Origin of the sequence: Streptomyces sp. KR55, from assembly GCF_052245645.1 — a bacterium.
Classification (GTDB): Bacteria; Actinomycetota; Actinomycetes; order Streptomycetales; family Streptomycetaceae; genus Streptomyces; species Streptomyces flavusporus.
In genome coordinates this window covers 1-12,440 of the sequence record NZ_JBQQCE010000286.1, presented here as the reverse complement: position 1 = coordinate 12,440, position 12,440 = coordinate 1, and the positions used below count along the sequence as shown (strand labels likewise).

Annotated in this window: 13 protein-coding genes and 4 pseudogenes; 10 read left to right on the top strand and 7 right to left on the bottom strand. The window is 68.3% G+C overall.

What is annotated here, in order from left to right; all coding sequences use genetic code 11:
- Positions 1-4: 4 nt before the first annotated feature.
- Positions 5-559 (bottom strand): hypothetical protein, encoded by a 555-nt coding sequence (locus ACTWQJ_RS33165; protein WP_443310199.1) that lies wholly within the window; start codon positions 557-559, stop codon positions 5-7.
- A 320-nt stretch (positions 560-879) separates the two neighbouring features.
- Here ACTWQJ_RS33165 and ACTWQJ_RS33160 point away from each other — a divergent pair, with 320 nt between their 5' ends.
- Positions 880-1,086 (top strand): hypothetical protein, encoded by a 207-nt coding sequence (locus tag ACTWQJ_RS33160; RefSeq protein WP_443310201.1) that lies wholly within the window; start codon positions 880-882, stop codon positions 1,084-1,086.
- Positions 1,087-1,176: 90 nt separating this feature from the next.
- Here ACTWQJ_RS33160 and ACTWQJ_RS33155 read toward each other — a convergent pair.
- Positions 1,177-1,434: pseudogene (locus ACTWQJ_RS33155) on the bottom strand (helix-turn-helix domain-containing protein); the annotation flags it as partial.
- 43 nt (positions 1,435-1,477) lie between these two features.
- Here ACTWQJ_RS33155 and ACTWQJ_RS33150 point away from each other — a divergent pair.
- A pseudogene (locus ACTWQJ_RS33150) lies at positions 1,478-1,939 on the top strand (IS6 family transposase); the annotation flags it as partial.
- 192 nt (positions 1,940-2,131) lie between these two features.
- Here the strand turns inward: ACTWQJ_RS33150 and ACTWQJ_RS33145 are convergent.
- The gene (locus ACTWQJ_RS33145) at positions 2,132-3,598 is read right to left on the bottom strand and encodes an aldehyde dehydrogenase family protein (protein ID WP_443310198.1); all 1,467 of its coding nucleotides are present in this window, start codon (positions 3,596-3,598) and stop codon (positions 2,132-2,134) included.
- A gap of 84 nt (positions 3,599-3,682) precedes the next feature.
- Between ACTWQJ_RS33145 and ACTWQJ_RS33140 the strand changes: the two genes are divergently transcribed.
- From ACTWQJ_RS33140 to ACTWQJ_RS33120, 5 genes are all read left to right on the top strand, one after another.
- Positions 3,683-4,459 carry an IclR family transcriptional regulator gene (locus ACTWQJ_RS33140; RefSeq protein ID WP_443310197.1) on the top strand — a complete coding sequence of 259 codons (777 nt, stop codon included), beginning with the start codon at positions 3,683-3,685 and terminating at the stop codon, positions 4,457-4,459.
- Between the two features lie 137 nt (positions 4,460-4,596).
- On the top strand, positions 4,597-5,691 hold the full coding sequence (locus tag ACTWQJ_RS33135) for an alcohol dehydrogenase catalytic domain-containing protein (protein ID WP_443310196.1): 1,095 nt from the start codon (positions 4,597-4,599) through the stop codon (positions 5,689-5,691).
- A gap of 55 nt (positions 5,692-5,746) precedes the next feature.
- Positions 5,747-7,066 (top strand): MFS transporter, encoded by a 1,320-nt coding sequence (locus ACTWQJ_RS33130; RefSeq protein ID WP_443310195.1) that lies wholly within the window; start codon positions 5,747-5,749, stop codon positions 7,064-7,066.
- Positions 7,067-7,253: 187 nt separating this feature from the next.
- A complete protein-coding gene (locus tag ACTWQJ_RS33125; RefSeq protein ID WP_443310194.1) occupies positions 7,254-7,394 on the top strand; it encodes a hypothetical protein in 141 nt (46 codons plus the stop codon).
- 16 nt (positions 7,395-7,410) lie between these two features.
- Positions 7,411-7,839: an SDR family NAD(P)-dependent oxidoreductase gene (locus ACTWQJ_RS33120; RefSeq protein ID WP_443310193.1), complete on the top strand. Its 429-nt coding sequence runs from the start codon at positions 7,411-7,413 to the stop codon at positions 7,837-7,839.
- A gap of 384 nt (positions 7,840-8,223) precedes the next feature.
- On the opposite strand, the gene ACTWQJ_RS33115 is transcribed toward ACTWQJ_RS33120, so the two are convergent.
- Positions 8,224-9,135: a LysR substrate-binding domain-containing protein gene (locus tag ACTWQJ_RS33115; protein WP_443310192.1), complete on the bottom strand. Its 912-nt coding sequence runs from the start codon at positions 9,133-9,135 to the stop codon at positions 8,224-8,226.
- 148 nt (positions 9,136-9,283) lie between these two features.
- On the opposite strand from ACTWQJ_RS33115, the gene ACTWQJ_RS33110 reads away from it, so the two are divergent.
- From ACTWQJ_RS33110 to ACTWQJ_RS33100, 3 genes are all read left to right on the top strand, one after another.
- On the top strand, positions 9,284-10,294 hold the full coding sequence (locus tag ACTWQJ_RS33110) for an aldo/keto reductase (RefSeq protein ID WP_443310191.1): 1,011 nt from the start codon (positions 9,284-9,286) through the stop codon (positions 10,292-10,294).
- 29 nt (positions 10,295-10,323) lie between these two features.
- A complete protein-coding gene (locus tag ACTWQJ_RS33105) occupies positions 10,324-10,737 on the top strand; it encodes an SRPBCC family protein (protein ID WP_443310190.1) in 414 nt (137 codons plus the stop codon).
- Between the two features lie 325 nt (positions 10,738-11,062).
- The gene (locus ACTWQJ_RS33100) at positions 11,063-11,524 is read left to right on the top strand and encodes an ATP-binding protein (RefSeq protein WP_443310189.1); all 462 of its coding nucleotides are present in this window, start codon (positions 11,063-11,065) and stop codon (positions 11,522-11,524) included.
- 138 nt (positions 11,525-11,662) lie between these two features.
- On the opposite strand, the pseudogene ACTWQJ_RS33095 reads toward ACTWQJ_RS33100, so the two are convergent.
- From ACTWQJ_RS33095 to ACTWQJ_RS33085, 3 genes and pseudogenes are all read right to left on the bottom strand, one after another.
- Positions 11,663-12,025, bottom strand: a pseudogene (locus ACTWQJ_RS33095) (transposase family protein); the annotation flags it as partial.
- 32 nt (positions 12,026-12,057) lie between these two features.
- A complete protein-coding gene (locus ACTWQJ_RS33090; protein WP_443310200.1) occupies positions 12,058-12,225 on the bottom strand; it encodes a hypothetical protein in 168 nt (55 codons plus the stop codon).
- A gap of 58 nt (positions 12,226-12,283) precedes the next feature.
- Positions 12,284-12,440: pseudogene (locus tag ACTWQJ_RS33085) on the bottom strand (IS110 family transposase); the annotation flags it as partial.

The following is a 12,440-nucleotide window of genomic DNA, read 5'->3' as shown; positions in this document are numbered from 1 at the left end:
GGGGTTAGCGGGCGCGCCGGGCCGCGAGGAAGCGGCGGATCGTCTCCACGACGGCGGCGGTGTCCGCCCGGAAGTCCCGGCAGCCGGAGGCGTCGTGCACGACGATCGGCTCAGGGATGTCACCGGAGTCGGAGTCATGGACCGCGAACCAGCCGTGATGCTCGGCGGGGTCGTAGTCGATCTCGTTTTCCGTCTCGCCCGTGCCGGTGATCAGGACATAGCTGTCTGCGTCGACCGGGACCGAGATCCATGAGGCCCCGGCCGAGACGTCCCCGCCGCGCCTGGACCGGATGGACACGTCCGCGAGAACGGCTTGCAGGAGCGCTCCGGCGGTCTCCTCGTTTTCGTCGTCGGTGCGGCACTGGACGTATGCGTGTGCTGCGGCGGCGTCGGCGTCGGCGTCGGCGTCGGCGTCGGCGTCGGCGTCGGCGTCGGCGTCGGCGTCGGGGGCGTCGAATTCCATGGCCCAGCGGGTGAATTCCTGCTCGCTGGTTTCCAGAATTGCGAATTCTTCGGCGACCGGTCCGGGGATTACTCCGGCGATGAAAAGGTCGCTCATGTCGACGTCCGATCGCAGGCCGATGACGGTGAAAGTCTGAACAGCTCCGCTCTGCATTGGTCTGTTCCCTCTCTTCCGAATTGCTCGTGAATTGCTCGGGCGCGCTGGCCCCCGGAGGGGCCGGGGCCAGCACGTGACCTGCGTCAGGAGCGGGGGCGCGGCATGAGGCCGACCGTGGCCATGTCCAGGTAGAGATCGATCAGCGCGAGCGCCTGGGGGTGGCTGAGTCCGGCTGCGTTGCCGTCGGCGCCGGGGGTGCCGGTGAGGACGACGTCGCCGAGGTAGGGCAGCGGCGTGGGCCGGTAGAGCCCGATCAGGCCGTGGGCCGCCTTGTTGGGCTTCTCGCCGTACGCTGCGGCGTCCTCATCGACCCACAGGGTCAGGGTGGTGGTGAGGCCGACCGGGCGAGCGGTGCCCGCCGAGGTGGACTAGCGGGCGCGGCAGAGGCCCATGTCGCCCAGACGGAGCGCTGGCTGCGGGCGCTCATGCCTCCGGTGGAGGGGGACGACGACGCCAACGGCGACTGAGGTAGCGGCTGCGGTATGAAGGAACCGCACGCTCAATCGGCTTGACGTGCTTGGCGGCTCGGCTGTGAGCGTCGTGTCTCTGACCCTCAGCTCGAAGACGAGCCATGCTCCACGGGCCGCCGCGAGTCTTCCGCGCAGAGCCAGGTCTCCTTCACCCAGCCGGCCACGGCTTCGTCGTCGCATTCGAGGGCCCGACGGGCGGGGACCTGGCAGGACCAGCCGTTGAGGACCAGGAGCTTGTACACACCCTGACTGGTGCAGGACAGGTGGAAACCGGCCGATCACGGTCTTGATCCGGCCCGGTGTCCAGCGCTGGTCCTCCCAGTCGTGCGCGGCAACGCGCTTCGCTCCTGGGACGATCCTCGGGTCGTTGGCCGTCGGTAGGGACGTCGTGTCGCCGTCGTACAAGGGGTACCGATTCCCGGCGGAGATCATCGTCCACTGCGTCTGGCTTCACCACCGCTTTCACGCTGAGTTTCCGCGAGGTCGAGGAGTTGATGCTCGCCCGTGGCGTGATCGTCTCTTACGAGACGATCCGGCGGTGGTGCGCAAAGTCTGGCCCTGCCTACGCCCGTGAGCTGCGTCGGCGTCGACCCCAGGCCGGCGACACGGGGCACCTGGACGAAGTCTTCGTCAAGGTCAACGGCGGGCGGCACTACCAGTGGCGGGCGGTCGATCAGGACGGCACCGTCCTGGACAATCTCGTCCAGAGCAAGCGAGATGCGCAGGCCGCCAAGCGCTTCCTCGCCAAGCTGATGAAGAAGCAGCGCCGGGTGCCGCGGGTGCTGATCACCGACAAGTCCGCAGCTACGGCGTCGCCCATCGCGAGCCGATGCAATCGGTGGAGCGCCGCCGCGCCGAGACGGCCCGCCGCTTCACCGCCTGGAACCACGTCACCGGCCTGCCCACCGCAGCCTGACCGCAGCACCACCACCGCCCCCACCCGGCCTCGGCCTGCCCCGGCCCCGGAATCACCCCATCAAGTTGACAACGCCGCTGCCGATGGTGGCCGGCGAGGCGGAGCCACATCGCCGGCCGGGCGCGGTCAGCCGTCGATGCGCTGGGGGACGCCCAGCGGATTCCCGTCCCGCAGCGCGTCCGGCAGTAGCGAGGCGGGAAAGTTCTGGAAGGCGACGGGACGCAGGAATCGGGTGATCGATGCCGTTCCCACCGCTGTCGTCGTGGGAACGGTTGTCGCCGGGTACGGTCCGCCGTGCTGTTGCGCGTAAGTCACCGAGACCCCGGTGGGCCATTGGTTCCACAGAAGGCGACCGGCCTTCTCCGTGAGGATTGGAACAAGGGCTCGCGCCAGCGCGATGTCGCTCGCCGCGTCCTCGTCCGCGACGATCATGGCAGTGAGCTGTCCGTCCAGCGCACGCGCGAGTTCGGGCAATTCCGCCGGGCTTGTGTACGACACGACCAGCCCCGCAGGCCCGAAGACCTCCGTGACGAGCGTGTTCGGGTCGGCCAGCACCTCGTCGAGTGTCGTGAGAAGCAGGGTCGTCCCGGGCGGATCGGCGAGGCTGTCGGATCCGGCTCGGAGAACGCTCACCCCGTGATGTGCCGACAGCGAGGTCACGCCCTTGACGAAGCCTTGCTGGATCCGGTCGTTCAGCAGCGGCGCGGGATCGGGTACCTCTGCGTCGCACAGCGCGTCGAGCACGGGTGACGCAGCCGGGACCAGCAGGACTCCGGGCTTGGTGCACAGCTGTCCACGGCTGCCCGTGATCGAGCCGAGATAGCCCCGGGCGATCTCGTCGGCGCGGTGGGACGCGGCGGTCGGTGCGACGAAGGCGGGGTTCACGCTGCCGAGCTCGCCGTAGAACGGGATCGGTTCGGGGCGCGCGTTGGCGATGTCGAACAGCGCTCGTCCGCCGACGATTGAGCCGGTGAACGAAGCCGCCTTGATCGCCGGGTCCCGGAGCGCAGTGACGCCGTTCTCGGTCCCGTGGATCACTCGAACCAGGTCGCCCGGTGCGCCCGCTGCGCGCGCCGCGGAGAAGATGACGGTCGCAGTCGCGTCCGAGAGACGCGGATGGCCCGAGTGCGCCTTCACGAGCACCGCGTTGCCGGCCGCGAGCGCGGCCGCGGTGTCGCCGCCCGCGACTGAGAACGCAAAGGGGAAGTTGCTCGCGGCGAACACGAGGACGGGACCGATCGGGACGAGCATCCGGCGCAGGTCGGGGCGGGGTGCCCCCATCGGCCACTCGGCGTCGGGGCGGTCGATACGCACATCGAGGAACGCTCCGTCTTCGGTGACATCGGCGAACAGACGCAACTGGAAGGTCGTGCGCCTGAGCTCACCCGCCAGGCGTGCCTCAGGAAGACGCGTCTCCTCGTGGGCGGTCGTGATCAGATCGTCTGTCGCGGTGTCGAGCGCGTCCGCGATCGTGCGAATGACACGCGCGCGGTCGGCGTACGAGCTGGCGGCCCAGGTCGTCGAGGCCGCGGACACCGCCGCCACCGCTTCACGTGTCGTCGCGGCGGGCGCATCGGACGGGGCGTCGGTCATACGAGAGCTCCTCGGTGTCTGCGCGCGGCACCGGTACCGCGCGGGCACGCCCATTCAAACTCGCAGCAGGCGTACCATCGCCAGATGCGATCCGATGAGCGGAACACCAGAACAGGCATGATCGCGCGCGTCTCGGACGTACTCGGCGCCTTCACCGCGGAGCAGCCGACCTTGCGGGTGTCCGAGATCGCCCGCCGCGCGGGACTGGCCAAATCGGTCACCTCCCGCATCGTCGCCGACCTGATCGCCGAGGACTTCCTTGAGCGAGCGGATCAGGGCGTGCGGGTGGGGATCCGCCTGTTCGAGCTGGGCGAACTGGCCCAGCGTTCCAAGGAGCTGCGTCAGCTCGCCCTCGGCACCATGGCGGATCTGCGGCAGGCGACCGGGCTCACGGTGCAGCTGGGCGTGCTGAAGGCCACCGACCTGGTCTACGTCGAAATCCTTCAGGGACGCGGCACCCACCTCGACATCCGCTCTCGTATAGGCGGACGCGTGCCCGCCTATGCCACGGCAGGGGGCAAGGCGCTGCTGGCGCACTCGCCGGAGGACGTCGTCGAACAGGCGCTCGCCATCGACCTGGTGCCGCTCGGACCGAGCACTGTCACCGACCCAGCCGTGCTGCGTCGGCAGCTCACGCTGGTGCGCGCCGAGGGCGTCGCTTACGAGAGCGAAGAGTCGAACGCCGGCATCACGTGTGCCGCCGGTGCCGTCCTGCGCGCGGACGGTTCGCCGATCGCAGCCATCTCCGTCACCGGCGCCGCCGGCCAGATCGACATGAGGCAGGTCGCGCCCGCGGTCAAGATCGCTGCCCTGGGTCTCAACCGGCGCATCCGTGCGAGCTCAGCTTTCAGTAGCCTTTAGCTGTTCCGGTCAGCGGATCACTCCTTGGACGGCGTCCTTCCATCGCCCTTAGCTTCTGCCGACCGCCCGGCCTGGGGCGGTCGGCAGAAGCCGGTGCGCAGCGATGCGCACTGACGGACACGAAGGGGTGGCCCCGCATGAAGGCGATGGTCATGCACGACATCGATGCACCCATGGTGCTCGAGGACCTGGATCTCGACGGGCCTGGACGGGGCGAGGTGCGCGTGCGCATCGAGGCAGCGGGCGTCTGCCACAGCGATGTGCACTACCTGACGGGTGCGCTCCCCGCCCGCACGCCGATCGTGCTGGGCCACGAGGGTGCAGGCGTCGTCGAGGAGGTCGGCGAAGGGGTCACCGCCTTCGACCCCGGCGACAAGGTGGTGCTGATGTGGCGCCCGCGCTGCGGGGAATGCGAGTTCTGCCTCTCGGGCCGACCTGCACAGTGCGCACTGGGCCGGGTGCACGGCCAGACCAACGAGCTGCTGCGCGGCGGCACCCGTCTGAGCAAGGACGACGAGCGCTACCACCACCTGATGGGCGACTCATGCTTCGCCGAACAAGCCGTCGTATCGCAGGAGTCGCTGGTCAGGATCGACAGCGACATCCCGTCGCAGATCGCCGCCATCGTCGGATGCGCGGTGATCACAGGCATGGGTACCGTGCTGAACCGCATGCCCGACGCTGCGGGGAAGAGCATCGCGATCATCGGCGCCGGCGGCGTAGGACTGTCGGCCGTGATCGCCGCGGAACTCGTCGGAGCCGCACAGATCATCGTCTCGGACATTGTCCCGGCGCGCCTGGAGAAGGCCCACGACCTGGGGGCGACCCACACCATCGACTCCGCGAACGAGGACTTCGCAACACGGGTCATGGAGATCACCGGCGGCGGTGCGCACTACGTACTCGAGGCGATCGGCCGACAGACCACGATCCGCGCTGGCTTCGATGCGCTCCGCGCGGGCGGCACCGAGATCGTCGTGGGCCTCGGCGCCGTCGGCGACGCAGTCTCGGTGCCGATCAACCAGCTCGTGCAGGGCGACCGGCGGCTGGTCGGCGCGCTCTACGGCTCATCGAACACTCCTGTTCAGCTTCCAGAGATCCTGCGGCTCTACCGAGCAGGCCGGATCCCTCTCGACAAGCTTCTGGACCGCTCGTTCCCTCTCGAAGAGGCAAACAAGGCGATCGAGCATCTGCGCGGCTCCGCGATCGGGCGACCGATCCTCGTGCCCTGAGCAGCTCCCGTCGATCCTCCAGACACCACCCCTCCGCCCGTCAAAGGAGACCGGCATGCCTGCAACCGTCGGCGAAGCCACCGACACACCACCTGTTGTCTCGACGAGAGAACGTCACCGTGCTCTCTGGGGCAGCGCCATCGGCTCGACCATCGAGTGGTACGACTACTTCCTCTACGGCACGATGGCCACCGTCGTTTTCAACACCCAGTTCTTCCCCAGTCACGATCCTGTCGTCAGCTCGCTCCTCGTATTCGCATCGTTCGCGCTCGCGTTCGTCATCCGCCCCGTCGGCGGCGTGATCTTCAGTCACATCGGCGATCGCATCGGCCGCAAGAAGACGCTCGTGATCACCCTCACTCTCATGGGCGTCGTCACCATGCTCATGGGCGTGCTGCCCACCTACGAAGCGATCGGAGTCGTCGCACCCGTCCTGCTGACGCTGCTGCGCCTCGTTCAGGGCCTCGCGCTCGGGGGAGAGTGGGGCGGCGGCCTGCTGCTCGCGGTCGAGTATGCGCCGAGCAACCGGCGTGGCTTTTACGGAGCAGTGCCTCAGGTCGGCGCGCTCGCGGGACTGGCGCTCGGCAGCATTATGACGATCACGGCGCGGTGGATCTTGCCGGCCGAGGCGTTCGCGACCTTCGGCTGGCGCATCCCGTTTCTGCTGTCGGGTGTTCTGCTGATAGTCGGCCTCTGGATCCGCCACCGGATCGACGAGACGCCCTCATTCCGAAAGGTGAAGGCGGCGGGCAGCACGCAAAGGCTCCCCATCGCCACCGTGTTCAGGGACCGCTGGCGCGAGGTGCTCATCTCCACCGGTGCGAAGTTCGTCGAGACGAGCACGTTCTTCATCTTCGCCACCTTCTCGATCAGCTATGCGACCGGCCTGGGATACGACTTCACCCTCATCCTGGCCTTCGTGCTGGTCGGCTCCGCCCTCGGCGTCGGCAGCATGCTCTTCTACGGCGATCTGTCGGACCGGATCGGTCGCAGGAAGGTGTTCCTCGGCGGCTCCATCGCGGTAGCGATCTTCATCTTCCCGTATCTCTCCATGCTCAACAGCGGCAGCGTTGCGCTCGCGGGCCTCGCGATCATCGTCTCGTTCACGATCGTCTGGCCGACCTACGGCTCGCTCATCGGTACCGTGATCGCGGAGAACTTCGCACCCGAGATCCGCTACACCGGAGCCTCGCTCGGCTACCAGGTCGGAGCCGCAGTCGTGGGAGGACCCGCACCGCTGATCGCCACCGCACTGCTCGCCATGTTCAGCGGCAGCTGGATCCCCGTGGCGATGTTCGTCGTCGTGTGCGCTGCAGTCTCCTTCGTCGCGGTGTCGTTTGTACAGGTGCGCCACAACCAGGACCTCGACGTCTGACCGGTCACCTCTCACTGGAAGTCCGCGGTGACGGCCAGGACGTGGGCGGCTGCGCCGGCCAGCGCGCGGCCGGCGGCGGTGGGGTCACGCCGCCGCTCGGTCGGCGCCACGGGGGCAAGATCGTCGTGTCGCCCCCGTCCGCCTGGACGTCAACGTCGACCAGCTCGACCCCGTCTGCTCCCCGCAGGTGGCCGCCACGTCCAGCGTGGTGGCGACCCGGACGGCGGAGTCCAACAGGGCGAGCCTCTGGTGGGCGTTCTCGAGACGAAGCCCGAACGCCGTCGTCTCCATGCTCACCCCGGCCGAGGAGACCACCGCCGAGCAGTGACGACGAGTCATTGCTGATGCTGAACGCGGACGGCGGCTCGATCATCAACGTCGCCTCGATCGCGGTGCTGCACGCGGTCGCCGATCGAGCCGCGTACAACGCGGGCCAGCACGGACTGATCGGTCTTACCCGGAGGCTCGCCGCGGAGTGGGGCGACCGCGAGGTTCGAGCCAACGCAGTGTGCCCAGGCTGGGTGAGTCTGAGACGGGTGCCTGCGGACCAGGCGTCCGGCGGCCACACCGACTCCGACATCGTCGAGCGGGTGCCCATGGCGTGGTTCGCCGCACCCGAGGACATCGCCCAGGCCGTGGCCTTCCTGGCCGACCACATCCGAAGCTGCTTCGTCAACAGCGCCGCGCTGCCGGTGGACGGGGGCTGGAACTCTCTAAGATGCGACCCGTATCGCTCCGACGACTGCGGTGTGGGTGGTGAACCGACACCATGACCCACGACGCCGCCCCGCCCGGTGAGCGCGCGAGCGAGACGGGTCGGCGCGCTGCCACGTGTCTCGCGCGGCAGCAACGGCGGCGGCCATGAATCGGCGAGATCGTCGACAAACGCTCTACCTCTGGAAGCGTCTGCCACCGACAGTCCCGGACACGGCGCGAGCCGCGGCGGCATGGGAGTGGACTACGCCTGGGTGCTGTGGGGCGTCGGCGAAGCGGGAGACGCTTTTCTTACGCACAAGGTCTCGTCCTGCGCGCCGACGACGTGTTCCACTACTGGCCCGGCGGTGGCGGACCCGACGACCCGCTGCCGCGCGACCCGCGCCTCGTGGTCCAGGCCGCCATGACGTCGGCCGCACCCCATAGCGCCCCAAGGACAGCCGCTACTTGGGCGGCTGTGCGATGCCGCTCGTACGCAGGACGGTGGTGCGGAACGAGGTCACCAGGGGCCGCAGGTCGACCCGGTGCCACGCGGCCCACAGCTGGACGCTTGTCTCGTTCCAGGGAAGCTCGCGCACCGCGACCTCCTCAGTGGTGGCGCGGACCATGCTCTTCTGCACGAGGGCGAGTCCGAGGCCAGAGGCGACCAGACCGAGCGCGGTCAGTGGCTCGGCCGCGTCGAAGCGGATGTCGGGCCTGAAGCCGGCTGCCGTGCAGGCGGCGACGAATGTGTCCCGCCAGGCGGGGTCCTGGGCGTTCTCGACTGCGATCCACGGCTGACCGTCGAGGTCCCCGGGGGTCACTTTTTCTTGGTCGGCGAGTGGATGCCCCGCGGGCATGGCGAGCAGCAGCGGGTCCTCGAGCAGGGGGGCGGCCAGTAGGTCAGGATCGTCCCCGCTGGGAGGTTCATGGACGAGGGCGATGTCGAGGCTGCGCTGCCGCAGGCCTTCGAACTGCTCGGCCGGCGGAAGGTTGTACAGAGCGATGTGAACGCCGGGGCGTTCACTGTGCACAGCGCGTAGCGCGCCGGGCAGGATGCCGGTGTGCATGGCGTCCGCCACGTAGCCGATACACAGGCCGCCCTCATCTCCACGGCCCAGCCGACGGCCCAAGTTCTCCAGGCGATCCGCATGCTGCAGCAGTGCGCGGGCTTCGGCCAGGAAGACCTTGCCGTCCCGAGTCAGCCGGATTCTTTGCTGGCCGCGCTCGAACAGGGTGAGGCCGAGGTTCTGCTCGAGTTGAGCGATCTGCCGACTGAGCGGCGACTGGGACATATGCAGCCGCTCGGCGGCTTGGCCGACGTGTTCGGTCTCGGCGACGGCTACGAAGTAGCGGAGTTGCCGCAGGTCAAGCATGTAAGACCTCTAAGGACTCAAGTGTGTCCAAGTAAGTCTTGGACAGTCTTAAGTGTAGATCCTAGCCTCGAATACGTCAGTCGACGGACCGCGCAAAAGGCGCGAAGAGAACACATCCGTCGCCGTTCGTACAGCAAGGATCTGCACCATGTCCATCAAGTCCTTCCTGCCCGGCCGCCTGGGCTTCGGCACCGCACCGCTGGGCAACATGTTCCGGGCCATACCCGACGAGGAAGCCGCGGCCACCGTGGACGCTGCCTGGGACAACGGCATCCGCTACTTCGACACCGCGCCCTTCTACGGCGCGGGGCTGTCCGAGATCCGGCTCGGAGAAGCGCTGGCCTACCGCCCCCGCGAGGAGTTCGTCCTGAGCACGAAGGTCGGCCGCGTCATCCTCGACGAGATCGAAGATCCGTCCGCCCGCGACCTGGGCGAGAAGGGCGGACTGTTCGAACACGGACGCCCCAATAAGATCGTCAACGACTACTCGGCCGACGCCACGCTGCGCTCCGTCGAAGACAGCCTCAAGCGGCTGAGGACAGACCGCCTCGACATCGTGTGGGTACACGACGTCGCACAGGACTTCTACGGCGACGAGTGGCTCGCCGCCTACGAGACGGCCCGCACCGGCGCATTCCGGGTGCTGCAGAGGCTGCGCGACGAAGGCGTCATCAAGGCCTGGGGCCTTGGCGTCAACCGGGTCGAGCCCCTGGAGCTGACGCTGGACCTCGAGGAGCCCAAGCCGGACGCGTTCCTCCTCGCCGGCCGCTACACGCTGCTTGACCACGAGCGCGCCCTGCAGCGGCTGCTGCCGGCCGCGAAGGCCCAGAACGTCGACATCGTCGTCGGTGGACCGTACAGCTCCGGCGTGCTGGCCGGCGGACAGCACTTCGAGTACCAGAAGGCCCCCGCCTCGGTCATCACCAAGGTGGAGCGCATCAAGGCACTCGCAGGGCAGCACGGCGTGGGCATCAAGGCGGCAGCGCTGCAGTTCTCCCTTGCTCACCCCGCGGTCGCCGCGGCCATCCCCGGTGCCTCCCGGCCCAGCCGCATCGCTGAGGACGTCGCCGCACTCGGCGAGAAGGTCCCGGCGGCCTTCTGGGCAGCTCTGCGCACGGAAGGACTGATCGCTCAGGACGCCCCCGTACCCAGCGCCTGACCACTACCTCACCCGAACAGGAGACGACCATGGCAACTACGACCGCAACCATCGACATCCCGGTGCCCGCCGACCGCGTCTGGCAGCTCATCGGCGGCTTCGACTCCCTGCCTGACTGGCTGCCCTACATTCCCGCGAGCACGCTCGGCGAAGGCGGCCGCGTCCGCAGCCTCACGAACGAGGAAGGCGGTGTCATCGTCGAACGCCTCGAAGCGTTCGACAACCAGGCGCGTACATACAGCTACTCCATTCTGCAGGCCCCATTCCCTGTCACCGGCTACCGCTCCACCCTCACCGTGCACGAGAAGCCCGGCGGGCAAAGCCGTGTGGAGTGGTCCGGCACCTTCACACCGGCCGGTACAAGCGAACAAGAAGCGATCGCTCTGTTCCACGGCATCTACACCGAAGGGCTGGCCGCACTGAAGAAGACACTCAAGGCGTGAACACGGACACGGGATGCCCGGTGGGGCCGTCCGGCTCCGCAAGGAGTCTGTCCGGCGTCAACGGACCCTGTGCGAGGGGATCTTGCAGCTTCCGGCCGCTGCCTGTCGCGCTGGCCCTGTCCAGCTGAAGCTGCGGGTTCCCCACAGGCAACCTGCCGGCCACCGTCCCCGTCGGCCCATTCACCGATCCGCTCGCGCTGCGGCCAAGGCGGCGCAGACCCGCGAAGCCGCACGTCGACAAGAGCCACGACTTATGACTGCGTGCGGCGTCGGCTGCGGTCAGAGAACGTCCCTCAACGCCCTGGATGACCAAGGAGAGCCAGTCATGGCAACGATGACACCTGCAGCGGTGAGCCACGCCGCCCGCGGCGTCGGGCCGAGTGAACGTGCCTGGCTGGTCGGGCAGGAGATGGCCCTGACTCTGGACGCCGCGCCGGTCAGCGCGTCCCGCGCCCGCCACGCATCAAGAGATACGCTGGCCGGCTGGGGTGTGCAGGGTGACACCCTTCACGACGTCCTCCTCATGGTGGACGAGCTGGTCACCAACGCCGTCGAACACGGCCGCGGCCCCGTGAGCCTGCGCCTGCGCCTGCACGGTCGGAACACCGTCGTCTGCGAGGTCGGCGACGTCGGGGGCGAGCTGCCCTATCGCAGGAATCGAGGCCCCGCAGCGGAGTCCGGCCGGGGACTGCTCCTCGTGCACGCGCTTGCCGACGCCACCGGGGTCCGCCCCACCAGCACGGGCAAGGTCGTCTGGTTCCGTCGCCGGGTGCCGCCGCCGGCCTGACGGCCACCCGTCCCCGCTCGAAACAAGCGGTGGGACACCAGGACGGTTCTCACGCCCGCAGTGGCCGGGCCCTGCAGGCTCAGCACGCCCTGCCATCGTTGGGCACGACGAGAACGGCCTCCATGTCAGTGAGCCTTTTCAGCGCTGCCGCTCCAGGGTGAGGACGGCGGCGGAGATTGACGACATTCGATTCGGGCTGCATCGCGCCCTGCGGAAGATCCGCCAGGACTTCAGTCGTGCGACTTCCCGCTCGACCGGCGCCCGTGCCGCGGACAGCGCGCGGTTGACCGTTTGTTGGGTGGGCGTGAGATCACGGCCCGGCGGGCGTCTGAGGGGTGTCGTCACCCAGGGGCCGGCTCCCATGTAGGCGCGGTCAGCAAGGACCGGGATGCCCTGGCGTTCGCAGATCCGGATGATCTGGTGGGTGCGGGCCGCAGTCAGGTCGTGCGCGCGGCCGGGCAGTGCGGGTGAGATCCACAGCAGTCGGCCATCCGGATCGGTGAAGCTTCCCCGTGATCTTGGACACTCGATGCTTACGCTGCGAGGGCGTGTCCTTGCTCGTGTCGCTGTCGGGTCTCCAGCGGGGTGAGGTAGCCCCAGACCGGATGCCTGCGCAGTCGCTTGCGGTTATAGAAGGTCTCGATGAAGGCGAAGATCTCCGCGCGGGCACTGGCCCGGTCCGGCCATTGGCGGGTGCCGATCTCCTCCTTCAGTACGGCGAAGAACGACTCGGCGGCGGCGTTGATGCCCCTATAGATGTCAAGCGGCGCCTCGGGCTGGTTCGGTGGAGTGTGTCGCGGTGTTTGCGGGGGCGATGTGCCGGTAGATCTCTCGTGCGACGTACCGTTTCAGGCAGCGGATGATCTCGCGTTTGGTCTTGCCCTCCGCGAGGCGTCGCCGCAGGTAGTCCTGGGAA